Origin of the sequence: Acetobacter syzygii (assembly GCF_000964225.1) — a bacterium.
Classification (GTDB): domain Bacteria; phylum Pseudomonadota; class Alphaproteobacteria; order Acetobacterales; family Acetobacteraceae; genus Acetobacter; species Acetobacter syzygii.
The window spans coordinates 39,016-63,182 of the sequence record NZ_BAMZ01000014.1 but is presented as its reverse complement, the minus strand read 5'-3'; the positions used below and the strand labels follow the sequence as shown (position 1 = coordinate 63,182).

At 53.9% G+C, this 24,167-nt stretch carries 25 protein-coding genes; 19 read left to right on the top strand and 6 right to left on the bottom strand.

Going from position 1 to position 24,167, the window contains the following annotated elements; translation table 11 throughout:
* Nucleotides 1–51: 51 nt before the first annotated feature.
* On the bottom strand, nucleotides 52–690 hold the full coding sequence (pdxH, locus tag Absy_RS06280) for a pyridoxamine 5'-phosphate oxidase (RefSeq protein ID WP_048853891.1): 639 nt from the start codon (nucleotides 688–690) through the stop codon (nucleotides 52–54).
* A 190-nt stretch (nucleotides 691–880) separates the two neighbouring features.
* On the opposite strand from pdxH, the gene fabI reads away from it, so the two are divergent.
* Both fabI and aroC read left to right on the top strand, forming a co-directional pair.
* Nucleotides 881–1,720, top strand: coding sequence for an enoyl-ACP reductase FabI (gene fabI, locus Absy_RS06275; protein ID WP_048853890.1), 840 nt, complete (start codon nucleotides 881–883; stop codon nucleotides 1,718–1,720).
* An 8-nt stretch (nucleotides 1,721–1,728) separates the two neighbouring features.
* Entirely contained in the window at nucleotides 1,729–2,802 is a 1,074-nt protein-coding gene (gene aroC / locus Absy_RS06270; protein WP_048853889.1) for a chorismate synthase, read from the top strand.
* A 5-nt stretch (nucleotides 2,803–2,807) separates the two neighbouring features.
* Here aroC and Absy_RS06265 read toward each other — a convergent pair whose 3' ends face one another.
* Complete coding sequence (locus Absy_RS06265; protein WP_048853888.1) at nucleotides 2,808–3,242, bottom strand: OsmC family protein; 435 nt, start codon at nucleotides 3,240–3,242, stop codon at nucleotides 2,808–2,810.
* A gap of 275 nt (nucleotides 3,243–3,517) precedes the next feature.
* On the opposite strand from Absy_RS06265, the gene Absy_RS06260 reads away from it, so the two are divergent.
* Entirely contained in the window at nucleotides 3,518–5,017 is a 1,500-nt protein-coding gene (locus tag Absy_RS06260; protein WP_261764745.1) for a malate:quinone oxidoreductase, read from the top strand.
* 60 nt (nucleotides 5,018–5,077) lie between these two features.
* Here the strand turns inward: Absy_RS06260 and Absy_RS06255 are convergent, their stop codons facing one another.
* Genes Absy_RS06255 through bioB form a run of 4 tightly spaced genes read right to left on the bottom strand, consistent with a single transcriptional unit; the run spans nucleotide 5,078 to nucleotide 7,977 of the window.
* The gene (locus Absy_RS06255; protein ID WP_048853887.1) at nucleotides 5,078–5,602 is read right to left on the bottom strand and encodes a 6-pyruvoyl trahydropterin synthase family protein; all 525 of its coding nucleotides are present in this window, start codon (nucleotides 5,600–5,602) and stop codon (nucleotides 5,078–5,080) included.
* Nucleotides 5,595–6,323 (bottom strand): 7-cyano-7-deazaguanine synthase QueC, encoded by a 729-nt coding sequence (gene queC, locus Absy_RS06250; RefSeq protein WP_048853886.1) that lies wholly within the window; start codon nucleotides 6,321–6,323, stop codon nucleotides 5,595–5,597. The genes Absy_RS06255 and queC overlap by 8 nt, the downstream gene beginning before the upstream one ends.
* Before the next feature lie 2 nt (nucleotides 6,324–6,325).
* Nucleotides 6,326–6,970 (bottom strand): 7-carboxy-7-deazaguanine synthase, encoded by a 645-nt coding sequence (gene queE, locus Absy_RS06245; RefSeq protein ID WP_048853885.1) that lies wholly within the window; start codon nucleotides 6,968–6,970, stop codon nucleotides 6,326–6,328.
* An 8-nt stretch (nucleotides 6,971–6,978) separates the two neighbouring features.
* Complete coding sequence (gene bioB / locus Absy_RS06240; RefSeq protein WP_048853884.1) at nucleotides 6,979–7,977, bottom strand: biotin synthase BioB; 999 nt, start codon at nucleotides 7,975–7,977, stop codon at nucleotides 6,979–6,981.
* 183 nt (nucleotides 7,978–8,160) lie between these two features.
* Here bioB and Absy_RS06235 point away from each other — a divergent pair, with 183 nt between their 5' ends.
* From Absy_RS06235 to Absy_RS06160, 16 genes are all read left to right on the top strand, one after another.
* The gene (locus tag Absy_RS06235; RefSeq protein ID WP_245614761.1) at nucleotides 8,161–8,451 is read left to right on the top strand and encodes a putative hemolysin; all 291 of its coding nucleotides are present in this window, start codon (nucleotides 8,161–8,163) and stop codon (nucleotides 8,449–8,451) included.
* A gap of 12 nt (nucleotides 8,452–8,463) precedes the next feature.
* Nucleotides 8,464–8,928, top strand: a complete 465-nt coding sequence (locus Absy_RS06230) for a nuclear transport factor 2 family protein (protein ID WP_048853882.1) — start codon at nucleotides 8,464–8,466, stop codon at nucleotides 8,926–8,928.
* 592 nt (nucleotides 8,929–9,520) lie between these two features.
* Nucleotides 9,521–10,219 (top strand): phosphoadenylyl-sulfate reductase, encoded by a 699-nt coding sequence (locus tag Absy_RS06225; RefSeq protein ID WP_146802503.1) that lies wholly within the window; start codon nucleotides 9,521–9,523, stop codon nucleotides 10,217–10,219.
* Nucleotides 10,220–10,282: 63 nt separating this feature from the next.
* Entirely contained in the window at nucleotides 10,283–11,077 is a 795-nt protein-coding gene (gene cysD / locus Absy_RS06220) for a sulfate adenylyltransferase subunit CysD (protein ID WP_048853880.1), read from the top strand.
* A 26-nt stretch (nucleotides 11,078–11,103) separates the two neighbouring features.
* Complete coding sequence (gene cysC / locus Absy_RS06215; protein WP_048853879.1) at nucleotides 11,104–12,984, top strand: adenylyl-sulfate kinase; 1,881 nt, start codon at nucleotides 11,104–11,106, stop codon at nucleotides 12,982–12,984.
* Between the two features lie 121 nt (nucleotides 12,985–13,105).
* Nucleotides 13,106–13,957 carry a sulfate ABC transporter permease subunit CysT gene (gene cysT / locus Absy_RS06210; protein WP_048853878.1) on the top strand — a complete coding sequence of 284 codons (852 nt, stop codon included), beginning with the start codon at nucleotides 13,106–13,108 and terminating at the stop codon, nucleotides 13,955–13,957.
* Nucleotides 13,954–14,757, top strand: coding sequence for a sulfate ABC transporter permease (locus tag Absy_RS06205; RefSeq protein WP_048853877.1), 804 nt, complete (start codon nucleotides 13,954–13,956; stop codon nucleotides 14,755–14,757). Before cysT ends, Absy_RS06205 begins: the two co-directional genes overlap by 4 nt.
* The gene (locus Absy_RS06200; RefSeq protein WP_048853876.1) at nucleotides 14,754–15,818 is read left to right on the top strand and encodes a sulfate/molybdate ABC transporter ATP-binding protein; all 1,065 of its coding nucleotides are present in this window, start codon (nucleotides 14,754–14,756) and stop codon (nucleotides 15,816–15,818) included. Before Absy_RS06205 ends, Absy_RS06200 begins: the two co-directional genes overlap by 4 nt.
* Before the next feature lie 81 nt (nucleotides 15,819–15,899).
* Nucleotides 15,900–16,247 carry a DUF2849 domain-containing protein gene (locus Absy_RS06195; protein ID WP_048853999.1) on the top strand — a complete coding sequence of 116 codons (348 nt, stop codon included), beginning with the start codon at nucleotides 15,900–15,902 and terminating at the stop codon, nucleotides 16,245–16,247.
* A 22-nt stretch (nucleotides 16,248–16,269) separates the two neighbouring features.
* A complete protein-coding gene (locus Absy_RS06190) occupies nucleotides 16,270–17,961 on the top strand; it encodes a nitrite/sulfite reductase (RefSeq protein WP_048853875.1) in 1,692 nt (563 codons plus the stop codon).
* Nucleotides 17,948–18,439, top strand: a complete 492-nt coding sequence (locus Absy_RS06185) for a DUF934 domain-containing protein (protein ID WP_048853874.1) — start codon at nucleotides 17,948–17,950, stop codon at nucleotides 18,437–18,439. The genes Absy_RS06190 and Absy_RS06185 overlap by 14 nt, the downstream gene beginning before the upstream one ends.
* A gap of 10 nt (nucleotides 18,440–18,449) precedes the next feature.
* Complete coding sequence (locus Absy_RS06180) at nucleotides 18,450–20,444, top strand: glycosyltransferase N-terminal domain-containing protein (protein ID WP_048853873.1); 1,995 nt, start codon at nucleotides 18,450–18,452, stop codon at nucleotides 20,442–20,444.
* A 2-nt stretch (nucleotides 20,445–20,446) separates the two neighbouring features.
* Entirely contained in the window at nucleotides 20,447–21,430 is a 984-nt protein-coding gene (gene lpxK, locus Absy_RS06175; protein WP_371861703.1) for a tetraacyldisaccharide 4'-kinase, read from the top strand.
* Nucleotides 21,427–22,338: a lysophospholipid acyltransferase family protein gene (locus Absy_RS06170; protein WP_048853871.1), complete on the top strand. Its 912-nt coding sequence runs from the start codon at nucleotides 21,427–21,429 to the stop codon at nucleotides 22,336–22,338. The genes lpxK and Absy_RS06170 overlap by 4 nt, the downstream gene beginning before the upstream one ends.
* Before the next feature lie 105 nt (nucleotides 22,339–22,443).
* A complete protein-coding gene (locus tag Absy_RS06165; RefSeq protein ID WP_048853870.1) occupies nucleotides 22,444–23,244 on the top strand; it encodes an inositol monophosphatase family protein in 801 nt (266 codons plus the stop codon).
* A gap of 77 nt (nucleotides 23,245–23,321) precedes the next feature.
* Nucleotides 23,322–24,158 (top strand): lipid-binding SYLF domain-containing protein, encoded by an 837-nt coding sequence (locus Absy_RS06160; protein WP_048853869.1) that lies wholly within the window; start codon nucleotides 23,322–23,324, stop codon nucleotides 24,156–24,158.
* Nucleotides 24,159–24,167 lie beyond the last annotated feature (9 nt).

The window sequence follows — 24,167 nt, the reverse complement described above, 5'->3', positions numbered from 1 at the left end:
GGCCCGTGGATGCAGCGCGCATAATGATGGTGGATGATGCTGCGTGTGTTCTTACGGATATAACCGTGTTACGTCCCATTCGTTCCCTTGGCGTTCCCATATGGCGCGATCATGCAGGCGATATGGGCGTTCTTGCCAGAATTCAAAATGTTGGGGCGTTACCCGGTAGCCAGACCAGTTTTCTGGTCGGGGAATGGGGCCTTCTCCAAACTCTTCTTCCGCGTCTTTCAGGCGTTTTTCAAAAATGGCGCGATCAGCTAAGGGGCGTGACTGGTTGGAGGCAATGGCACCCAGGCGGGATATACGGCTCCGACTCGCAAAATAGGCATCGGCTTCTTCATCCGATACGGGAAAGATGTCCCCTTCGATTCGAATTTGGCGGCGTAGGCTCTTCCAGTGGAAGAGCAGGGCCGCATGGGGGTTGGCTTCCAGTTCCCGGCCTTTGCGGCTGAACATATTGGTGTAAAAAACGAACCCGCGCCGGTCGAACCCTTTGAGCAGAACAATCCGGGCTGATGGTCGTCCTTCTGCATTAGCTGTTGCTAGTACCATGGCGTTGGGGTCGTTGGGTTCTGCTTTTTCGGCTTCCTGCATCCATGCTTCAAAAAGCGTGAACGGGTCTGCTCTCAAATCGATCAGAGGCTGGTCGGTGGATGGAAAGGAGGCGGCGGCTGTGTCTGTTTCCGGCATGGTTCGGACTCTTGTCTAAATGTCATGGAAAGGAACGTTGCTGGCTTTCCTGTGTGATTCCATACTCCTGCCGCATGTGAGTTTAAAGCATGTCCATGCGTCTTTGGGCTTGTTTCACGCGCCGGTGTATGCGACCACCCCTACAGAAAACCCAGAATTTTTTCCGAAACAAGTAGGTTGAGGTTCCCGCATGTCTTCTCCCAACGCCAAGCTGCCCACAAAAGGTACGCTTATGAAGGGCAAAAAAGGTCTGGTGATGGGTGTTGCCAATGACCGTTCTCTCGCATGGGGCATTGCATCCGCAGTTGCCGCGCAGGGAGGCGAGCTGGCATTTACCTATCAGGGCGAAGCGCTGGGCAAACGCGTACAGCCTCTGGCGGAAAGCATTGGTGCAAAGCTGGTTTTGCCATGCGATGTGACAGATGACGCCGCTATTGATGAAACATTTGCCACGATCGAACGCGAATGGGGCGAACTGGACTTTGTTGTCCATGCCATTGGCTGGGCGGACAAACAGTTCCTGCGTGGCCGTTATGTGGATACGCCGCGGGATGCATTCCTGACCGCGCTGGATATTTCGTGCTATTCCTTTACGGCTGTGGCGCGCCGTGCCGCCAGTCTGATGAAAAACGGCGGCTCATTACTGACCCTTAGCTATCTGGGGGCTGAGCGCGTTATGCCCCATTATAACGTTATGGGTGTTGCAAAGGCCGCACTGGAAGCCTCCGTACGTTATATGGCAGCAGATTTTGGGGCCGACGGTATCCGTGTCAACGCTGTTTCGGCCGGGCCGGTCAAAACATTGGCTGCCAGCGGAATTGGTGACTTCCGGTACATTCTGAAGTGGAACCAGTATAACGCACCGCTTGAGCGGAATGTGATGTTGGAAGAAGTCGGTGGAGCAGGGCTTTATATGCTCTCTGACCTGTCTTCTGGTGTAACGGGTGAGGTGCATCATGTTGACTGTGGATACAATGTGGTTGGTATGAAAAACCCAACTGCCCCCGATATTTCTGTTGCTGGAGACTAAGCACCGCCGTGTCCTACAATACTTTCGGGCATATGTTCCGGGTTACGACGTGGGGCGAAAGCCATGGCCCCGCGATCGGCTGCGTTATTGACGGCTGCCCCCCACGTATTCCGTTGAGCGAGGCGGATATTCAGCCTTTTCTGGACCGCAGGCGGCCTGGGCAGTCCGCGTTTACAACGCAGCGGCAGGAACCTGATCAGGTGCGCATTCTGTCCGGCGTATTCGAAGGGCAGACAACAGGTACGCCAATCTCGCTGATTATTGAGAACACAGACCAGCGCTCGCGCGATTATGGCAATATTGCCCAGACCTATCGCCCCGGTCATGCAGATCTTGTTTATGACCTTAAATACGGCATTCGCGATTACCGCGGGGGCGGTCGTTCCTCAGCGCGGGAGACAGCCTGCCGTGTCGCTGCCGGGGCTGTTGCCCGTAAAGTACTGGGGGACGGGGTTTGTGTACGTGGGGCACTGGTCCAGCTTGGTGCCAAGGATATTGACCGGACACGCTGGGACTGGGCGGAGGTGGAGCGTAATCCATTTTTCTCCCCAGATGCAGCCGTAGTGGATGACTGGGCAGAGTATCTGGCTGCTATTCGCAAGGATGGTTCATCAATCGGTGCGGTGATTGAAGTTGTTGCCCAAGGGGTGCCCGCAGGGCTTGGTGCTCCCATTTATGGCAAGCTGGATGCGGATATTGCCGCTGCATTCATGAGTATTAATGCCGTAAAAGGGGTAGAAATTGGTGATGGTTTTGCCTCAGCATCCCTGACCGGGCCAGAGAATGCCGATGCGCTTTTTATGCGCAATGGTGCTCTGGAGTTTGGTTCCAACCATGCTGGCGGTGTGCTGGGGGGGATTTCCAGCGGGCAACCTGTTGTGGCGCGCTTTGCGGTTAAACCGACCAGCTCAATGCTGACTCCTGTGCCGTCTATTACCAAGGATGGGGTGGAAACACAGGTTATAACCAAAGGGCGGCATGATCCCTGCGTGGGTATCCGTGCTGTTCCTGTTGGGGAGGCCATGATGGCCTGCGTGCTGGCAGACCATCTGTTACGGCACCGTGCTCAGGTTGGTGCCTGACGCTTTTAGGCGATTAAGGTTGCATCAAGTGTAATGGTTGCCCTGAATAGTTTGGAAACAGGGCAACCTTCCTTGGCCTGATTGGCAAGCTCAAGGAACTGCTCTTGCGTTGCTCCGGGGATGTTGGCCTTCAGGGTAAGGGCAACAGACGCAATTTCAAAACCGGCATCAGTCTTGCTCAGGGTTACGTCAGCCTGCGTGTCAATGGATGTGGCGGTCAGACCCGCATTCCCTAAAATAAGCGATAGAGCCATGGAAAAGCAGGCCGCGTGGGCTGCTCCAAGCAGTTCCTCAGGATTTGTGCCGGGCTGTCCTTCAAAGCGGGTATTAAAACCGTAAGGCTGCCTGTCGAGCGCGCCGCTCTGGGTAGAAACAGTGCCTTTACCGGTTTTGATTGCTCCTTCCCAATGTGCGCTGCCGTGTTTGACAATACTGCTCATGTTCAATGTATCCGTTCCTGTTCGCCTGAACGGGGCTTGTCAGGCATCGTGTGGGCTGAACGCTGATGTGGCTGGTAAAGTTCATTCATGGCTGCTGCTCTCGCAGAGATGAAAAGGCGTTTTGAGCAGAGTGTGTCTATACTACATTGAACAATATGGCCGTGAACGCTCTGTAAAGCCTTGCAAGGAGGCAGGAGAGGGAGCATTCCGGCTATTCTTTGGCCCCGTTTCCATGCGCAGACGCGGCGGCGGGCGAGGCTGACAACGCGGAGACCATAATGAGTTCCACCACGACCGATACCGCTTCTTCCGTTGATGTTGTCCTGATTGGTGGCGGCGTCATGAGCGCAACGCTAGGGACATTCCTGCGTCAGCTCCAGCCGGACTGGAGTATTAGCGTTTTTGAACGTCTGGGTAGCGTTGCGGAAGAAAGTTCCAATGCGTGGAATAATGCAGGCACCGGGCATTCTGCACTGTGTGAACTGAACTACACCCCGCAGGGGGCAGATGGTACGGTAGATATTACCAAGGCTGTCGGGGTGAACGAACAGTTCCAGATTTCTCGCCAGTTCTGGTCCTATCTGGTTGAAAAGCAGATTATTGCTTCGGCTAAAAACTTTTTAACACCCGTTCCGCACATGAGCTTTGTGTGGGGGGACAATAATGTGGCGTTCCTGCGTAAACGCTACGAGGCTCTTGCGCAGCATCCGTTGTTTTCTGGCATGGAATATACGGAAGATACGGCGCAGATTACGCAGTGGGCTCCGTTGATCATGCGTGACCGCCCGGCCGGGCAAAAGCTGGCTCTGACCCGTAGCCTGAAAGGGACAGATGTTAACTTTGGTGCGCTAACCAGACTGCTCTTTACTTATCTTGCCAGCACTTCGGGCTGTACTTTGCACACGCAGCATGAAGTAAGCGATATTACCAGAAATGGCACAGACGGCTGGAAACTGAAGATTCGTGATCTGCGACAGAATACGCAGCGCGAGGTCAAGGCGCGGTTTGTCTTTATTGGTAGTGGCGGTGGTGCGCTTTCCCTGCTACAAAAAACAGGCATACCCGAAGCCCGTGGTATTGGCGGTTTTCCTGTGAGCGGGCAATTCCTGCGCTGCACCAATCCGGATTTGATTGCGCAGCACCATGCTAAAATTTATGGCAAGGCGTCTGTTGGTGCGCCGCCCATGTCTGTACCGCACCTTGATACGCGTATGATCGATGGTAACCCGGCTCTGTTGTTTGGCCCTTATGCCGGTTTTTCCACGCGCTTTTTAAAGCAGGGTTCTCTTATGGACCTGCCGATGTCTGTGCGGGCAGATAATATTGGCCCCATGCTGGCTGTTGCTCGGGATAACTGGGCTTTGACCAAATACCTGATCGAGCAGGTTATGCAGTCCCAGAATGACCGTATTAAAGCCTTGCAGGATTTTATTCCCAACGCTCAGGCCAAGGATTGGGAGCTGGTTGTTGCTGGCCAGCGGGTACAGATTATTAAAAAAGATGCTGCCAAAGGTGGTGTTTTGCAGTTTGGTACAGAGGTTATTGCCAGCCAGGATGGTTCTGTTGCTGCTCTGCTGGGTGCATCTCCGGGTGCTTCTACGGCTGCCCCGATTATGCTGACAGTGCTGGAAAAATGCTTCCCCGATAAAATGCCGCAGTGGATCGAAAAACTACGCCAGATTATTCCGTCCTTTGGGCAAAAGCTCGCCCGTAATCCAGATCTATGTGAAGAAATTTTTGATAAAACAACACAGGTTCTGGGTTTGAAGCAGTAAGTTTTCTATCTCCCTCTTTTCTATAGGTCCAATATAGGAAAGAGGGAGCTTTGGTCGGGCTTAGTCGGCGATACTCATATCTGCCCGGTTCCACCAGCTTGTCTGGCCGGTGGTGCTGTGGGGAATAAAGTCAGCCGGGTTGCCATCAAAACTGACTGTATTGGTCGGAGTTTCCTGAATACTCAGTTCGGTGCAGTGTAAAACCCCGCCTTCGGCCAACAGGAATGCGTTGAGCTTGGCCATAAGCAGGCATGTCATCAGCTCGGTTGTCGGGTCGCCGGGGGTAACCACAATGCGGGCAGCGCGTGCGGGTTCATGGGTTTTAAACCATGTGAGCAGAGGGTCATCCGCCGCAAGTTGCAGGGCGTGGTCCAGTCTTTCATCCACAAAGCGGTGCCAGGTTTGCTTTGCGGCCTGAAAAGAAACAGGCATGTTTCCCCGCCCATCCAGCCGGGTGGGGTGAGTGGGTTTGAGGCGCACGGTTACAAATTCGTTGTGTCCATGGGGCAGGGCACAGCTTTCGCTGGCACCGTGGATCAGGCGGTGTCCCATGGAAAAGCGGCGGGTAAAAACAAGGTCAGGCATGTTGGTCTTCAGCTTTGTAGGCTTCCCATCCGGCGCGCCGGAGTTGGCAGGCAGGGCAGGTGCCACAACCATATCCCCATGGATGGCGCTGGTTGCGTTCCCCCATATAACAGGTGTGGCTCTCGTGGTTGATGAGCGTAACCAGCGGAGCGCCCCCGAGTTCTTCCGAGAGTGTCCATGTCTCAGCCTTGTCGAGCCACATGAGCGGGGTGTGGAGGACATAACGGCTGTCCATGCCCAGATTAAGAGCAACCTGTAGGGCTTTTATGGTATCGTCCCGGCAATCGGGATAACCGGAATAGTCCGTTTCGCACACACCGGTCACAATGTGGCGTATGCTTCTGCGTGCAGCAAGTGCGGCGGAAAACGTTAAAAAAATAAGATTACGGCCAGGCACAAAAGTATTGGGTAGACCGCTCTGGGTCATGGCAATTTCCGCGTTGCGGGTTAACGCCGTATCGGAAATATCGTTTAAGGCATGTAAAGGTAAGGTGTGGTCAGGACCTAATCGCTTTTTCCACGCAGGGTTTAGGGCACTTAGCCCATCCCGTATGCTCTGGCGGCATTCCAGTTCAATGGCATGTCGCTGACCATAATCAAACCCTACTGTTTCCACATGGCCAAAACGGGATAAAGCCCATGCAAGACATGTTGCAGAATCCTGCCCGCCAGAAAAAAGCACAAGAGCGGATTCGGTCTGTTCCTTGGAGGACAGGGGCATGGTCAGGGTATTCCCGTCAGCTTGTGGGTTTGGAGGGAAAGGGCCCATTGTGGGTTTTGTAGGCAATAAGCTATGGCCGCCTGCGTATTGGCAGCCTGTTCTGGTCCATCCATGGGCTGGAGCCAGAAGTGCGCAAAATCCAATCCCGCAACATCAGCTGGATCCAGCTCTGCCTGAGGGTACACCAGTTTGAGTTCAGTACCGCTGGTTTGCACAAGAGGTGCGCCAGCCTTGGGGCTGATGCACAACCAGTCAATGCCCGCAGGGGCGGATAAGGTACCGTTGCTTTCCACCGCGATAAAAAAGTCTCTCTCATGCATGGCGGCAATTAAGGGGGCGTCCAGCTGGAGGAGTGGCTCCCCACCGGTAAACACGACCAGACGGCGGGCAGGGCTGTTCGCTGGTTGTTCGGGCCAGAACCCCGCAATGCGATCAGCCAGTTCTGCTGCCGTATGGAAGCGGCCACCATTGGTGCCGTCAGTGCCAATAAAGTCAGTATCGCAAAACTGGCACTGTGCTTGTGCTCTATCTTCTTCCCGGCCAGACCACAGGTTACAGCCGGTAAAGCGGCAGAACACGGCAACATGCCCTGCCTGCCCGCCTTCGCCCTGCAGGGTGATGAAAATTTCTTTTACGGAGTACACCATGTAAAATCTTACAGGCCGATCCCGGTCGTATGCATACCCAGATTATCCAGTAAAGCCCGGTCTCTCTGAGCCTGAGGGTTGGGTGTGGTCAACAACCGCTCACCATAGAAAATGGAGTTTGCACCGGCCAGAAAGCACAATGTCTGTGTTTCATCATTCATATTCTCACGCCCGGCTGCAAGTCTTACGCGGCTTTTTGGCATGGTAATCCGGGCGGCGGCAATCATGCGTACAAAATCCAGCGGCCGCACTTCATCTGCTTTGGCAAGAGGTGTCCCCTCCACGCGGACAAGCAGGTTAATTGGCACGCTTTCAGGGTGTGTTGGCATGTTGGCTAACGCCGTAATCAGCCCTGCGCGGTCTGTTTCGCTCTCTCCCATCCCAACAATGCCACCGCAACAGACGTTAATGCCTGCATCCCTTACGTTGGAGAGTGTATCCAGTCTTTCCTGATACGTGCGGGTGGTAATGATCTCTCCGTAATATTCGGGGGATGTGTCTATGTTGTGGTTATAATAATCCAGACCGGCCTGTTTGAGCCGATGGGCCTGCGCATCGTCCAGCATTCCAAGAGTTACGCAGGTTTCCATCCCCAGTTCTTTTACGCCTTCAATCATGGCGCAGACCGTCTCCATATCCCGCTCTTTGGGGGAGCGCCATGCAGCACCCATGCAAAAACGGCTGGCCCCTGCGGCTTTGGCTTTTTTTGCTTCGGTCAGGACTTTTTCAATCGCCATAAGCTTTTCAGCTTTTACGCCATCTTCATGCAGAGCACTCTGCGGGCAGTATGCGCAATCCTCCGGGCAGCCACCTGTTTTGATCGACAGAAGGGTGGATATCTGAATTTCGGTCGGATCAAATGTTGCGCGATGAATGGCCTGCGCCTGAAACATCAATTCCGGGAATGGCAGGTCAAGCAACGCCTGTACTTCAGCCACGTTCCAGTCATGGCGGATATTCAGGGAGGGAGAAGCAGGGCGGGAAAAAGAGGGCGAACCATCAGGCATGGAATGTAAACCGAACCAGATATGCTAGAGGGAAGAACAGCGCAGCATATCGTGTTTGCACAACCAAAGCCAGTTTTTAGCAGGAGCAGAAGGAAGTGGGGTTTGCACGCACTGCCTTCACAACGTGTAAAAAGTGTTTGAATACTGGTGTAAGCTTAACTCAACACGCAATTAAAGGTGGTTATGATGATCAAAAAAAGCCGGATTACAGGGATTGTGGTAGCCATGGCTGCCGTTGGCGCACTGGCCGGATGTGACCACCATCCGCAGGAACGGTCTGGTCGGGGTGTTGGATTGTTGCGTATGCCTAACCCGGCTTCGCTCTGGTGCGTTAAAAAGGGTGGCGAGCTGAAAATGGAAACAACGGACAAAGGGCAGGTAGGATATTGCCATTTGCCAGATGGCCGGGTGATTGAGGAATGGACCTTGTTCCGGCAGGATAACCCGCGCCCGGATAATGGTTCAGCCAGATAATGGAATGAGCGTATGCCCCGTCCACCTTTCCCTCCATTTGATGAAGCCACAGCAAGCCTGAAGGTACGGCTGGCGGAGGATGCCTGGAATACGCAACAGCCAGAGCAGGTTGCTCTGGCGTACACTCCAGACAGCGTTTGGCGTAACCGAACGGATTTTGTGCGTGGACGGGCAGAAATTATTGCGTTTTTAGCTCAAAAATGGACCAAGGAGCTGGACTACCGGTTGATTAAAGAAGTCTGGGCGTGGGATGCAAACCGCATTGCTGTTAGGTTTGCATATGAATGGCAAAATGTGCGTGGTCAGTGGTTTCGCTCGTACGGCAATGAAAACTGGGAATTTGACCTGGCCGGACTGATGCGTATGCGCCATGCCTCAATCAATGACCTGAAGATTACGGAAGGGGAGCGGTTGTTCCATTGGCCTAAAGGCCGTAGGCCGGACGAGCATCCTGGTCTGACGGAGCTGGGATTATGATGTTGGGACGCCTCAGACGGTTCATTATGCTCCAAAGACCAGTCTGACCAAAATCAGACTGATTTCCATAAGACCACACAGAGATAAAGTTACTGTCAGTACCTGCGAATGCCAGCTTTGTGGACACAATGGATTATTGCATAAGATATATTATGCCAACAAAATATGATGCGAGACCGGGTGGAGGCGTCCGTTAGGATGGTCGGCGCTGCAGGATCAATCCTGTTGCATCTCGTGCCATTCCAGCAGGTTTCGTGCTTCAATCGCGTGCTTGATCGACTGGTTTAAGAACTTTTTGCAGGTTTAAAACGGATGGAACGTTGGAAAATGGCTGGGCGGTTGCCGCGCGGCATTGATGGTTCACGGTTTTGTCTATGCGATGTTTGCAAAACAATGGATCAAGGTGTCAGGGTTCCTGCCCCAGTCTGTCAATGATGAAGAATTAGGCTTGGCACAGCAGGATTATGCACGAAAATAAATAGTGCAATGCGCGATGTGCTTGGTAGGATTGTCTATTTTTATGTGTTGTTATTGGATAAATATATCTATAAGGGTTCGTTAAATAAGTTTCTGTCAATCACTGTGGTGGGTTGTGGATATTTCCTCCTCTGATAATGCGAAGGTTATCGAGCAGTTGACTGCCGTGCAGGATAATCCTGTTCGCCTGCTGCGCACGGCGCATCAGCTGCTGGGTAACAGGCTTGCGGTTCTCTCGTCTTTTGGGGCGGAATCTGCCTTGCTTTTGGCATTTGTGGCTGAAGCAGCGCCAGATATGAAGGTGCTGTTCCTCAATACGGGGCAGCACTTCCCCCAAACTCTCGCCTATCGTCGTGAATTGGCGGATTTTCTGGGTTTGACAAATGTTGAGGATGTGGGGCCATCCGCCCGGCAGATCAGTGATAGAGATCCAACGGGCGAACTCTGGGCATTTGACCCGGATGCCTGCTGCAACCTGCGCAAGGTAGAGCCTTTGCAGCTTGCTTCGGTCCCATACGATGTGCTGGTCACCGGCCGCAAGCGTGGTCAGGCTTCCACGCGCGCTGCAATGACCATTGTGGAAGAACGGGCAGATGGGCAATTGCGTATTAACCCGCTGGCGTTCTGGAGTGCTGATGAAATCAGGGCGGAAATGCAGCGCAGGGATCTGCCGCAGCATCCGCTTGTGGCTGAAGGATATTTATCCATTGGGTGTGCACCGTGCACACGTCCGGTGGATGGGCAGGATGATGCCCGGTCAGGCCGCTGGTCTGGTCTGAACAAAACCGAATGTGGCATTCATATTGCAGGTTAGCCTGCTGAGCCGCATTTTTTGGATTTACCCTTACCCGTCAAAACTACAGGGTTGTTGAACATCATGGATCATCTTGATCAACTGGAAGCACAGAGCGTTTTTATCCTGCGGGAGGCTTATCGTAAGCTTAAGCCCCTAGCCATGCTGTGGTCATTGGGTAAAGATTCCAATGTTATGGTCTGGCTGGCCAAAAAGGCGTTCCTTGGGCGTGTCCCCTTCCCTGTTATGCACGTAGATACGGGTAAAAAATTCCCCGAAATGTATCAGTTCCGGGATGAGTATACCAAAAAGTGGGAACTGGACCTCCTGTTGGGGGATTGCCCTCCCGTGGAGGAAATGGATCCTTCCCTGCCGCCAGCCGCCCGGTCCGCTGCGCGTAAAACGGCTGGTCTTGCAGCCATGATCGAAAAACACAAACTGCAGGGTGTTATTGCCGGTATCCGACGTGATGAGCAGGGAACACGTGCCAAGGAGCGCGTGTTCAGCCCTCGCGGGGCAAGCCATAAGTGGGACATCCGTAACCAGCCGCCCGAGTTTTGGGACCAGTACGCAACGCCACATGAAGAGGGCATGCACATTCGGGTGCATCCTCTTCTCTCATGGCGTGAAATTGACATCTGGCGTTACATTGAGCGCGAAGGCATTCCGCTGGTTGATCTGTATTTTGCCAAAAATGGCAAGCGCTACCGTTCTTTGGGGGATGCGGACATTACCTCTCCAGTGGAAAGCAACGCCGCGACTCTTGCCGAAGTCATTGCTGAGCTGGAAACAACCAAAACGTCCGAGCGTTCGGGGCGGGCCATGGATCATGAATCCGAAGATGCTTTTGAACGCCTGCGTGTGGCTGGTTATCTCTGATAGAGCGTGGATCGGAAAAAACGAAAATGAGTGATACGATTTCTTCCTCTCAGGATGCCGCAACACCGATTGTTATTGTGGGGCATGTCGACCACGGCAAATCCACACTGATCGGCCGCCTGTTGCATGACACGGATAACCTGCAGGACGGCAAGGTTGCCCAGATTATTGAATCTTCCAAAAAGCGTGGTCTGAAGATCGAATGGAGCTTTTTGCTGGATTCCCTGCAGATCGAACGCGATCAGGGCGTTACGGTTGATTCCACGCGTATCCCTTTCAAATTGGGTTCGCGGGAATACGTTATTGTGGACGCTCCCGGTCATCGCCAGTTCCTACGGAACATGATTACAGGCGCTGCGGATGCCGAAGCAGCCGTGCTTGTGGTTGATGCGGTGGAAGGTGCGCGCGAACAGACCCGTCGTCATGCCATGCTGCTGCATCTTATCGGTATCCGCCACGTTATTGTGCTGCTGAATAAGGTGGACCTGCTCGATTTTGATCAGGCCAAGGTTGAGGCTGTTGAGGTCTCAGTAAACGAGCTTCTGGGCAAGCTTGGTCTGGAGGCCGCTTACTTTGTTCCCGCTTCCGCCCGTGATGGGGATAATATTGCCAGCCGTTCTGAACGTATGGCGTGGTACAAAGGCCCAACCCTGACCGAAGCGCTTGCGCGTGTTCCAACTCCCGCCTCCCGCTCCGAGCTGGCACTGCGTTTTCCCGTGCAGGATGTTTACCGTTTTGGCGACAAACGCTACGTGGCTGGACGTATTGAACGTGGCCGCGTGCGTGTGGGCGACACTGTGGTGATTGGTACGCAAAAAACACCTGCGCGCATCGCTACAATAGAAGGCTGGCATACAGCGCCCCACGTTAGTGCCAGTGCAGGCCAGTCCATCGCTGTTACGCTTGAGCCGGACGTTATTCCAGACCGTGGTGATCTGCTGCACCATGTGGATACACCTCCTACACAGGCTTCGCGCGTGCGTACTCGGCTGTTCTGGCTGCGTCAGGAACCCCTGCGGGTGGGCGAAAGTTTCCGCCTGCGCCTTGCCACGGCAGAACATGCCGTAACAGTTACCAGCATTGAATCCGTTGTTAATCTTGATGATTTAACAATGTATGCGGGTACGGAAGTTCCTCCCGAAGGGTTTGCGGAAATCACGCTTTCCGCTGCAGAAAACATTCAGTTTGATGCGTTTACCCCTGGTACGCCAGATGGGCGTGGTGTTCTGGTGGACCTGCAACAGCGCATTGTTGGCGGTGCACCTCTTATCGGTCCTGCTGAGATTGCTGTGGGTGATAAATCCATTCATCCCAGTGCTAGTGGCGTAACGCTTCAGGATCGCCAGCGGGTTAAAGGGCATCAGGGGCGTGTGTTCTGGCTGACAGGCCTGTCTGGCGCAGGCAAAAGCACGCTGGCCCGCGCTGCAGAAAATGCGTTGTTTGCTGCCGGTGTGGACGTGAGTGTTCTGGATGGGGACACATTGCGGGCAGGTCTGTGCAAAGACCTTGGCTTTACTGAGGCTGATCGGACCGAAAATGTACGCCGTGCCGCAGAGGTTGCGCGTATTCTGCAAAATGCAGGTCAGGTTGTGCTGGTTGCCCTGATCTCTCCGCTACGTTCTGACCGGGAACTTGCGCGCCAGATTATTGGCGAAGGGTTTGCAGAGGTCTTCGTGGATGCAGATTTGGACACCTGTGAACAGCGAGACCCCAAAGGCCTGTATGCTGCAGCCAGAGCGGGTAAAATCAGCGGCTTTACCGGGATTGATGCCCCATATGAGGCACCACAGGACCCTGCCCTGCGTGTTGCAACCAGCAATGGTAGCGTAAACAACGCAGTGGCTCAGCTTGTCTCATTCGTGGAAGGAAGTGTGCAGGCGGGCGGTAAAGCGCGCCAGCGCTCCTAAAAACACAGCAAAAGCGACAATCGAGCTTATCATGCTCTGGTTGTCGCTTTTCAGGTAACGTTGTTCGCCTGTATGGTACAGTTTTGGACAGGTGGGCAGGCAGATATATGAGTGCTGTGTTATGAGACTGTCACCTTTTGCTTTTTTTAAAGCTGGCGGTTCTGCTCTGCCCGGTTATAGGCTGTCACTCACGCTTACGTTGGCGTGGACAGGGTTTTTTATTATCCTCCCCTTGTCCACACTGCTGGTGTACCCTTGGCAGAGCGGGCCAGCCGCCATGCTGGGTGCTTTGCATGATACCCGTATGCTTGCCGCGTTATGGACAAGTTTTTCCTGTGCCGGAATTGCTGCTGCGTGCAACATACCTTGTGGTTTTCTGCTGGCATGGGCCTTGGCGCGCGGCAATTTGCCGGGCCACCGGCTGGCAGATGCACTCATTGATCTCCCTCTTGCCCTGCCAACGGCCGTATCAGGCATTACTCTTGCAACGCTCTATGGTCCACATGGGTGGTTAGGAGCCTTGCTCTCCCTGTTGGGTATTAGCGTTTCATACAACAAGGCCGGTATTGTACTGGCGCTTATGTTTGTGGGGTTGCCATTTGTAGTGCGCGCAGTTGAGCCGGTTTTGCGCAACTTGCCGCATGAACTGGAAGAAGCTGCCCACCTGCTGGGTGCGCGCCCATGGCAGATTTTTGTGCGGATTATTGCTGCCCCTTTGCTTCCTGCGCTTGTAACCGGGTTTGGTTTGGCATTTGCCCGCGGTATTGGGGAATATGGGTCTGTTATTTTTATTGCAGGCAACCAACCCTTTAAAAGCGAAATAGCCCCCTTACTGATTGTTGTAAGGCTACAGGAGTTTGATTACCCTGGTGCCACAGCCATTGCTTTGGTGCTGCTCTGTATTTCGCTCCTGTCCTTGGCGCTTATCGGTGGAATGCGCAGGCGGTTTGCTGTGTGGAGTGAACCAGCATGACCCGTTATATTGTGTGGGCAGTAAGCTGGTTGTTTATTCTTCTTGTGCTGGTGACTCCACCCGCAATGGTATTGACCGAAGCACTCAAGGACGGACTGGCAGCCTCGGTTGCCACATTATCCGACCCGGACGCGCAGGCGGCAATCTGGCTGACGCTGAAGGTGACGTGCGTTGCTGTTACGCTTAATACCATCTTTGGTATTCTGGCGGCATGGGTTCTGGTCAAATTCCGCTTTCCGGGGCGGCAGTTCCTGCAAGTTCTGGTGGAACTGCCTTTAAGCATTTCTCCTGTTGTTTCCGGTCTTGTCTGGCTTTTGCTGTTTGGTGCGCAAGGCTGGTTTGGCCCTCTGCTGGAGCAATGGAACATTCACATAGCCTTTGCTGTGCCGGGTATTATTCTGGCAACCCTGTTTGTGACGTTACCTTATGTTGTGCGGACAGTGATGCCTGTGATGGAAGTGCAAGGCCGGGATGCCGAAGAGGCTGCTGTGCTGGCTGGCGCTGGTTTTTGGCAAATTCTGTGGCATGTAACCTTGCCCGGTGTGCGCGGCGCACTGCTTTCGGGCGTGTTGCTGACAACCGCGCGGGCTTTGGGGGAGTTTGGGGCCGTTTCCGTTGTGTCCGGGCATATTCCGGGGGAGACGGAGACTATGCCTCTCCATATTGAAAATTTGTATAATGGGTATCAGTCGGTTGCGGCGTTTACCATGGCTGCCCTGCTGGCTCTTATGGCCATGAGCGCTGTTCTGCTCCGGTCCGCTCCAGATTGGATTGCAAGATTGCAGGAGAAAAAGGCGTGAGTATAGAAGTCTGCAATCTGGTCAGGCTGGCTCCGGGCACGCAACAGCGTTTGCTGGATGATGTCTCGCTGACAATTCCCAAAGGGGCCTTTGTTGCGCTGGTCGGGCCGTCTGGAGCAGGTAAGACGACATTACTGCGGGCTATCGCGGGGCTGGATAACTGTAACAGTGGTTCCGTGCTGCTTGATGAACGTCCGATGACAAGTGTTAAGGACCGTGCAGGTCGCATGGGATTTGTGTTCCAGAATTATGCCTTGTTTCCGCATATGACGGTGGCTCGCAATATTGCGTTTGGTCTGGATGTCTTGCCCAGATCAGAACGCCCTGCCCGTGCATACATTGCTCAACGGGTGGAGGAATTGCTTGAACTCATGCAGTTGCAGGGCATGGGGGGCAAGCATCCTGCAAAATTATCGGGCGGCCAGCGCCAGCGTGTTGCTCTGGCGCGTGCCCTGGCAACAGGGCCGCGTGTGTTGCTGCTGGATGAACCGTTTGGTGCGTTAGACCCCATTGTGCGCCGGTCCATCCGGGCTTGGTTGCGTGACCTGCATGACAGGCTGGGCTTAACTACCATACTGGTTACCCATGATCAGGAAGAGGCACTGGAGGTGGCGGACCGTATTGTGGTCATGCAATCGGGCCGTATTGTACAGGACGCAACGCCACTGGAGTTGGATGAGCAGCCTGCCACAAACTTTGTTATGGAGTTTTTGGGAGAAGCCGTGTCTTTTGCAGGGGAAGTCCGGCATGGTCGTATGGTGCTGGATGACGCTCTGGTTCTCCCCTTTATTGTACCCGATGGCGTAACGGATGGCCCGGCAGTTGCCATGATCCGCCCTTACGAAATAGCCATACAGAAACCCACATCAGAGCAGGATGTGCTCAGCATTTATGCCGCACCACGGGGAACACGTAACGGTTACAGGCATTATACGCTCCAGATAGGGGAGCGTATTATTCCGTTCTATCGACCCGTCGATGAGGACGATGTGCAGGTGCAGGGTGTGGCGTTGGATATTAGCCGTTCCCGATTGTTCCGGCAGGGGCTATTATGCGGATGATACGCGTTTGATACGTGATATGTTGATGAAGACGAAAATTTATGTAATTTTCTGTCGTGGAATACGCGGAAAGGTATGAGCGTGGATCGCAGGAATAATCGCCGTGATGCGGAAGGTTATAGTGTTGTAACAGCCAACCGTCTGCTGGATGGACGGATTGTCTGGCTGGATGAGCATGGAAAATGGCAGTTGACCATTGCTCCTGCGCGTCTTTTCCCCAATGGGGAGATAGAAGAGGTCATCCACCACCAGAATGCCCGTGCTGCCGCTGATGAAGTTGTGGGGGTTTATGGCGTGCAGGTTGAACAAACGCCAGATGGACCATGCCCCCGCACAACGCGGGAGCGCATCCGCGCCGATGGCCCGAGTGTTCATGCCGAATTTACGCCCTTATGGCAGCCTGCCCCCGCTGCCATAAAGGGTTCCTGATCAACCCCGACGGACCAGAACCATGCCCCACTCCCCCCAGCACCCCACAGATGTCGGACGGTATGCGTATGACGCGGTTGACCGTACCTTCCTTAAGCAGCGTGTCGAACAGTTCCGCGATCAGGTGGAGCGTCGTATTTCTGGTGCGCTGAGCGAAGATGAGTTTAAACCGCTTCGGTTAATGAACGGTCTTTATCTGCAACTTCATGCTTACATGCTGCGGGTTGCCATTCCATACGGTATCCTCAGTTCGGCACAAATGCGGACACTGGCGCACATCGCCCGCAAGTACGATCGGGATTACGGGCATTTTACCACACGCCAGAATATCCAGTTCAACTGGATCAAACTGGAGGACACGCCCGACATCCTGAACATTCTGGCCGATGCGGAAATGCACGCTATCCAGACCAGTGGGAACTGCATTCGCAATGTAACATCCGATCAGTTTGCCGGGGCCGCGCAGGATGAGGTGCTGGATCCACGCGTTCACGCAGAAATTCTGCGCCAGTGGTCCACATTGCATCCCGAATTTACATTTTTGCCGCGTAAATTCAAAATCGCCATTTCTGGCAGTGCACAGGATCGGGTTGCTGCGCGTTTTCACGACATAGGGTTACTGGCGCGGCAGGGTGATAATGGTCGCGCCGTGTTTGAGGTGTATGTTGGCGGTGGTCTGGGACGCACACCTGTTATTGGTGTAAAATTGCGTGATGACCTGCCAGAAGAAGACCTGATTGCTTATCTGGAATCTGTGTTGCGTGTGTATAACGCCTATGGGCGGCGTGATAACATGTACAAAGCCCGTATTAAAATTCTGGTGCAGGCATTGGGGGTGGAGGAGTTCCGCCAGCAGGTCAATGCTGAGTTCATGGCGATGGATCGTGCGCGCTACCGTCTGGCGCCTGCGGTTGTAGAGGCCATTCGCGCCCGCTTTGCCAGCCCTGCGTTTGAAGATGTTGCTGCCGCTCCTGCCGTGCTGGCCGACCAAAAACAAGGTAACCCAGCTTTTGCTGCATGGGTGAATGCCAATACACATCCTCATCAGCGGGAGGGGTATTGCAGTGTCACGGTTTCCTGCAAACCTGCTGGCGGTATTCCGGGGGACGTTACATCTGCTCAGATGGACCTGCTGGCCGATCTGGCAGACCAGTACAGTTTTGGGGAGCTGCGTATAACGCACCTGCAGAATGTTGTGCTTGGGCACGTTCGTCAGGATAGTTTGTTGGCCTTGTGGCAGGTGTTGTCTGCTAATGGTCTGGGTACGGCTAATATTGGTATGATTACGGATATTATTGCCTGCCCGGGGCTGGATTACTGTGCATTGGCCAATGCACGCTCCATACCCATTGCGCAAAAGCTGAGCCAGCGCTTTGCCAACGCAACTTTGCAGCAGGAAATTGGAGCATTACGCCTGAATATTTCGGGTTGCATCAATGCCTGTGGTCATCATCACGCCGGGCATATTGGCATTCTTGGCGTTGATAAGCGAGGGGAGGAAGCTTTCCAGATCACTCTTGGAGGGAATGCAGGAGAGGATGCTTCCATCGGCCAGATCATTGGTTCCGCCATGTCGGAAGATGAAACGGTTGATGCAATTGCCAGAATTGTTGATACGTATCTGGTCCGGCGCGAACCGGGCGAACGTTTTATAGAAACCTGCCGCCGCCTAGGTGCCGCGCCATTCAAGGACGCAGCTTATGCCACTGCTTGAGAACGGTCAGATTGTAGAGGATGGATGGACTCTGGTGCAGGATGACCAATCCTTGCCAGATGGGGACATTCTGCTGCCTCTCTCCCGCCTGTCCGAAGGCTTGGGGCGTAATGGTCAGGGGCGTCTGGGGGTTGTACTCAAGCCAGACGAACGTGTGGAAAGTTTAAAAGATGCCCTGCCCCGGCTGGATGTTGTCTGTTTGACATTCCCTATTTTCCGTGATGGTCGGGCGTTTACGCAGGCGCGTTCCTTGCGTGAGCATCTGCATTTTAAAGGGAATATTCGTGTATCGGGGCATTTTTTGCCAGATCAGTACGAATTTCTGCTCCGCTGTGGTGTCAATCAGCTTGCTGTTCCCGAAGGGACCGATCTGGGTGTATGGCAAAAAGCGCATGAGCGGATTACCATTGCTTACCAGCCATCTGTGTTGAACGAACAGCCAGAAGGATTTGCATTTAGGCGCTATCTGTCATCCTGAGTGTACGGATGTGCCTACAATTAAAAAGAGTGTAAGCGGGCTTGTCCGTTCGGTCGTTATTGGCTCTATCCGGGCTTACCTTGGGTTCGCATTGCGGACCACCAGGTGGACGTTTAAAATTGACCCGCAAGCTTATCCATATCTGATTAGCCATGAGGGGCAGACGGCTGTTGTTGCCTTCTGGCACGAGGCTCTGCCCCTTGCTCCGGCGTTATGGTGGTGGGCAGAACCGCAAAACCCGAAGTTGGACCTGCGCGTCTTGATCAGCCGTAACCGTGATGGTCGGATGATTGCAGATGTTGTGGCGCCATGGCGGATATGGTCGATTGCGGGTTCTTCCGATACACGTGGTAAAAGCAAGGGTGGTGCTGCCGCCATGCGCCGGATGCGGGCAAGTTTGCAGCATGGGTGCTTGGTTGCCATAACGCCGGACGGACCGCGTGGACCGCGCAGACAAACGCAGCAGGGCGCTGTGGCACTTGCGCAGTTTGCTGGTAAACCGGTTATTCCTGTGGGTGCATCCTGTTCTGCTGCTCGCCTAAAATCTTGGGATAAAATGTTATTTCCTCTCCCTTTCGGGCGGGGCAGTTTTGTTTGTGGTGCGCCATTGTGGCTTAAACACCCTAAAAAAAGGCAGCAGCAGCCAGAGGAACTGGCTAAAAGTCTGCAAACACAGTTGAACAGTGTTATGGAGCAGGCAGAGGCAACTCGGCTAAAAGCTACAGGTTCTTGCTTGCTTAAGCCGCTGCGTATTTATCCATCCCGGATTTGGCATAGTCTGGGAACAGTAATGGCCCCTGCCCTTCCTTTTTATTTGCGGTGGCGGCAAACAAAAGGGAAAGAAAATTCCCAGCGCATACGTGAAAAAATGGGATTTCCATCTTGCCGTCGCCCCGTTGGGCCGCTGGTGTGGTTCCACGCAGCAAGTGTGGGAGAAGTCCTTTCCATTCTGCCGCTAGTCCAAGCCTGCTTAACGCAGAAACCCACATTAAAAATTTTGATAACCACGAGTACGGTCACGGCAGGTGCTATTGTAGAACAGCGCTTTACGCATGAGCGCATTATCCACCAGTTCATGCCTTTGGATGTGCCACGGTGGTGCCAACGGTTTTTGGATTACTGGACACCTCAGGCAGCAGTTTTTACCGAGAGTGAATTATGGCCGACGGTTCTGGGCCTGTGCCATGCGCGCAATCTGCCGGTAGCCTTGGTTAATGGCCGCATGTCTGCGACTTCCTATAACCAATGGAGGCGCTTGCGCGGGGTTGCGCGGCGTATGCTGGAACGGTTTGCATGGGTGGCCCCACGCACGGAGGAAGATTCTGAGCGCTTCCGTGCCTTGGGTGTTTTAACCCAACTGGCACCCGGTGACCTTAAAACGGCGGCTCCGCCTCTTCCTGTGGATGATCAGGTTTTGGTGCAGTTACAGCAATACCTTGGGGATCGACCTGTATTTCTGGCGGCTTCCACTCATGTTGGGGAAGAAGAACAGGTCGCGCAGGCTGCCAGTCTTGCACGTCAAACCTACCCTGATCTGCTAACGATTATTGTTCCACGTCACCCTGAACGAGGGGAGGAAATTGCAGCGCGTTTGCAAGCGGCTCCAAGGCGTGCCCTCAATGCACTTCCTACCCAGCAGGATGCTTTTTGGGTGTGTGATACTCTGGGCGAACTGGGATTGTTTTACCGGCTGGCAAGCTGTGTGTTTATTGGGAATAGTCTGCCAGGTTGCCATGGTGGAGGGCATAATCCATTTGAACCAGCCCGTTTGGGGTGTGCTGTGGCAACAGGTCCGCAGGTCGGCAATTTTACAGAGGCTTTTCAGGCGTTACAAAGCTGCATTACGGTGGTGCAGAATGATCGAGTATTGGCGACATGGGTCGAGCAGATGCTCTCATCTCCCACCGAACGGATAAGAATGGGGCAGCAGGCACAAAAACTGGCAACTGTTAATGACGCTCTACCTCATGATCTGGCCAAGCAGATTCTAGCCCTTGTATGGTAAAAATATCTCCCCCCGCATTCTGGTATAATCCCAAAACCAGATTATGGCCTGCTTTACTAAAACCTTTTGCATGGGCTGTTGCAGCAATAGCGCGTGTTAGAGCGCAGCAGAGCGGCTGGCGGGCACCGGTACCCGTTCTATGCTGCGGCAACATAAGTGTTGGGGGAACGGGCAAAACTACGGTCGTCATCGATCTGGTAAACAGACTTGTGGCGCGGGGTCGTGTGCCGCATGTATTAACACGCGGGTACGGCGGTCGCGTGCCAGATGGTACCCAAGTGGTGCCCTTAAGCCATAGTGCGGCCGATGTGGGGGATGAGCCTCTGCTTCTGGCGCAGTATTGCCCTGTATGGGTGGGAGCCGACCGTGCCGTAACAGCGCGCCGGGCTGTGGATGCCGGGGCTGACTGCCTGATTATGGACGACGGTTTGCAAAATCCGTCCTTGGACAAAACATTCTCCGTGGTCGTTGTCGATGGTGTGGTGGGCTTTGGTAATGCTCAGGTTCTGCCCGCCGGTCCCTTGCGGGAGAAAGTAGAAGATGCCCTGCCCCGTGCTCATGCCCTGCTGATCATTGGGGCTGATGCAGCCAACATTGCACAGCAAGGTGCAGACTTTGGTTTGCCAGTCTTTTCTGCTGATCTGAAGCAGGTTGGCATCCCTGATAGTTTGCGCCACACCGCCTGCGTGGCTTTTGCCGGGATAGGTCGGCCGGAAAAATTTTTTGGCGGGCTGCGGGCTGCGGGACTGAAAATTGAGGAGACGTTTTCTTTCCCCGACCATTATGCTTACAAAGAGCACGATATAAAGCACCTTCAGGAGCAGGCTCAGCGCCTGAAGGCTCAACTTGTTACAACGCCTAAGGATGCCATGCGTTTGCCAGAGAGCTTTCGTCAGAGTGTTATTGAGGTAGGCGTTCAACTGGTTTGGCAGGATTCAGCTGCGCCAGAGCATTTACTGGATATGTTTTTGGCACAGCCTGCATGAAAAAACTGCTCCTTAACATCCTGTACCGATTGGAAGCATTGGTTGCCGCAACTTTGCTCGGTTTTTTAGCCCGATTGCGACCCGACCATTCTTCCAGCGTTGTTGGTATATTTTGCCGGATAGTGGGGCCTTATCTGCCTGTATCCAAGGTGGCTTACCGTAATCTGGAACTGGCCATGCCGGAACTGGATGATGCCGCACGCAAACAGATTGTCTGCGGTGTGTGGGAAAATTTAGGACGTACTATCGGGGAGCTACCCCACATTGCCGACTTGCAGGAAAATACCCCTTCTGGGCCGGGGTTTGAGGTGCAGGGAGCAGAATATCTGACGCAGCAGGCGGAATACGGTGGTTCTGTCCTGTTCGTGTCCGGTCATATTGGTAATTGGGAGATGCTCCCCCCCGCAGTGGCACGGCATGGTGTGCCCTTTGCGTCTTTTTACCGTGCCGCAGGGAACCCTTTGGTGGATGGGATGATCCGGTCATTGCGAAATCGGGCTATGGGTAAAATGCAGGTTCCTCTTTTTGCCAAAGGAGCCAAAGGTGCGCGCGAGGCTTTGGCCTACGTAAAAAGCGGTGGACGCTTGGGGATGCTGGTTGACCAGAAGATGAACGATGGTGTGGAGGCCACTTTTTTTGGTCGTTCCGCCATGACGGCACCTGCCCTTGCTGCCATGGCGTTGCGATATGGCTGCCCGGTTATTCCGGGTTATGTTGAACGGCTTGGCCCGGCACGGCTACGTGTTGTTGTTGAACCGCCTTTGGAGATGCCCAATACTGGAGACAAACGGCAGGATCTGCAAAATTTGGTGCAGACGATCAATGACCGTCTGGAACTCTGGATCCGAAAAAATCCATCCAGTTGGCTCTGGCTGCACAGGCGTTGGCCCAAAAACCTGTACCGTTGAAATTTTTATGGAATGTCGCTGGGCAAGGTCGCGCATAAAGCGGGTCGTCCTGTAACAGGCTTGGCGGTATGGTGGGCATCCCTATAGTGTTGGAGTAGCTCACCCATGTCATCCCTCCCCAGCCCAGCCCTTGCCTGCCGACTGGAAGCCGCTCGGGCTGTTGTGCATGATGCAGCTCGTCTGGCCATGTCCATGCGACCACCGCCGGGAGGGCCGCAAGGTGAGTTAAAGTCGGCGCAGGATTGGCTGACCGAAACAGATGGTGCGGTTGAATCCTTTATTGCGCAACGAATGCAGGCCCTGTTTCCCGATGATGGTTTTTTGGGGGAAGAAGGGGGCGTAAGCCGTACGGGTAGCCTGCGCTGGGTGGTGGACCCTATTGATGGCACATCCAATTACGCTCGTGGCCGGTGCAGGTGGTGTGTGTCTTTGGGTTTAATGGATGGGGACGAGCCAGTTGCAGGTGTTATTGAAGCACCAGCACTAGGCGAGGTGTACACCGCGTTACGTGGCTATGGCGCTTTTTTGAATGGTAAACCCATCAAGGCTTCTCCCATAAAAGACCCTTCGCGCTCAATGATTGAGATGGGGTGGAGTGGACGCGTGCCCAAGCCTGTTTTTATGGAAAAAATGGATGCAATTATGGAACTGGGCACCATGCCGCGTTCTGGTGGGTGCGGTGCGCTGGCTCTGGCAGATGTAGCCAGTGGGCGGCTGGATGGATATATCGAAATTGTTATTAATTTATGGGATGTTGCAGCAGCGTTGCCGTTGTTAGCGGAGGCTGGGGCCGTTGTGTCTCCTTTTTTACAAAATGGAGGATTAACGGGTGGTGCCACCATTCTGGCTGCTAACCCGCATATTGGACCGACCCTGGCCAAAGCAGTTTCTATTCCGCTGGAATGACGGCAAGCCTTTCTCATGCCATAAAAGCATGTTCTTTTTAGACCATAATTTACCGGCTTATTGTGGAGAAACCCGGAATGTATTTCATGAGACGGCTGTCTTCAGTTTCTCTGGTTCTGGCCGCAACCGTGCTGTCTTCTGCTCTGGTTGCGCACGCGCAGGCGGCAGATAGCCCACAGTCCACCGTCGATAAGGCGGCGCTGAGTGTGCAGGATATTTTTATTGGCGCGAATGGGCAAAGCCCGTTGGTGACCAATCTGGGTAAAGCCCGGGCTGTTATGGTCTGCCCCGCCATGTTTCGGATGTCCATTGCCTTTGGTGGGGCACACGGCAACTGTGTTCTTTTGGCCAAGGATGCGCGGGGGTCTTGGTCGGATCCTGCTTTTTATAAATTGAGTTCTGCTTCTTTTGGTATTCAGTTTGGTGTCCAAAGTTCGCAGATCGTCTTTTTTATCATGACGGATCGCGGGCTTCAGGCTCTTCTGGATAGTCAATTCCAGTTTGGCTCCAATGCTGGCGCGTCGTTTGCCAACATGAGTTCTGCGGTTGCGAGTGCCAATGCTGGGGCGAGTAATACAGACATTCTTGTTGCCCAGAAGTCTCAGGGTGTTTTTGCCGGTGCATCCCTTGGTGGCAGCAAATTAACTGTCGATAGTGATAATAACCGCGCCTACTACAAACAAAGTGTTGGCCCTGAGGATATCGTAGTGAGTATGCGTGTTAACAACCCGGATGCAGACCCACTGCGTAGCGTGTTGATGCGTTATGCGCGTATGGCCGCCACTCAGGCTGGGGGCAATGCAACACGCTCCGGTGCTGTTAGTGGTGGAGCCGATGGGATTGGCAGTGATAGCACAGGCGTTACCGCGCCAAGTGGCGGTATCCAGCAGGAAAGTCTTTCCCCCTCACGTTAAAAGCGGAAC

Bases quoted from the DNA above. Each gene is read 5' to 3' on its own strand.
- Absy_RS06230 (WP_048853882.1), top strand. From the start codon at position 8,464: ATGCCCCGTCCACCTTTCCCTCCATTTGATGAAGCCACAGCAAGCCTG.
- Absy_RS06160 (WP_048853869.1), top strand. From the start codon at position 23,322: ATGTATTTCATGAGACGGCTGTCTTCAGTTTCTCTGGTTCTGGCCGCA.
- Absy_RS06165 (WP_048853870.1), top strand. From the start codon at position 22,444: ATGTCATCCCTCCCCAGCCCAGCCCTTGCCTGCCGACTGGAAGCCGCT.
- Absy_RS06205 (WP_048853877.1), top strand. From the start codon at position 13,954: ATGACCCGTTATATTGTGTGGGCAGTAAGCTGGTTGTTTATTCTTCTT.
- Absy_RS06255 (WP_048853887.1), bottom strand. From the start codon at position 5,602: ATGCCTGACCTTGTTTTTACCCGCCGCTTTTCCATGGGACACCGCCTG.
- queE (WP_048853885.1), bottom strand. From the start codon at position 6,970: ATGGTGTACTCCGTAAAAGAAATTTTCATCACCCTGCAGGGCGAAGGC.
- pdxH (WP_048853891.1), bottom strand. From the start codon at position 690: ATGCCGGAAACAGACACAGCCGCCGCCTCCTTTCCATCCACCGACCAG.
- fabI (WP_048853890.1), top strand. From the start codon at position 881: ATGTCTTCTCCCAACGCCAAGCTGCCCACAAAAGGTACGCTTATGAAG.
- cysT (WP_048853878.1), top strand. From the start codon at position 13,106: ATGAGACTGTCACCTTTTGCTTTTTTTAAAGCTGGCGGTTCTGCTCTG.
- Absy_RS06235 (WP_245614761.1), top strand. From the start codon at position 8,161: ATGATGATCAAAAAAAGCCGGATTACAGGGATTGTGGTAGCCATGGCT.
- Absy_RS06190 (WP_048853875.1), top strand. From the start codon at position 16,270: ATGCCCCACTCCCCCCAGCACCCCACAGATGTCGGACGGTATGCGTAT.
- Absy_RS06265 (WP_048853888.1), bottom strand. From the start codon at position 3,242: ATGAGCAGTATTGTCAAACACGGCAGCGCACATTGGGAAGGAGCAATC.
- Absy_RS06170 (WP_048853871.1), top strand. From the start codon at position 21,427: ATGAAAAAACTGCTCCTTAACATCCTGTACCGATTGGAAGCATTGGTT.
- bioB (WP_048853884.1), bottom strand. From the start codon at position 7,977: ATGCCTGATGGTTCGCCCTCTTTTTCCCGCCCTGCTTCTCCCTCCCTG.
- cysC (WP_048853879.1), top strand. From the start codon at position 11,104: ATGAGTGATACGATTTCTTCCTCTCAGGATGCCGCAACACCGATTGTT.
- cysD (WP_048853880.1), top strand. From the start codon at position 10,283: ATGGATCATCTTGATCAACTGGAAGCACAGAGCGTTTTTATCCTGCGG.
- Absy_RS06185 (WP_048853874.1), top strand. From the start codon at position 17,948: ATGCCACTGCTTGAGAACGGTCAGATTGTAGAGGATGGATGGACTCTG.
- queC (WP_048853886.1), bottom strand. From the start codon at position 6,323: ATGCCCCTGTCCTCCAAGGAACAGACCGAATCCGCTCTTGTGCTTTTT.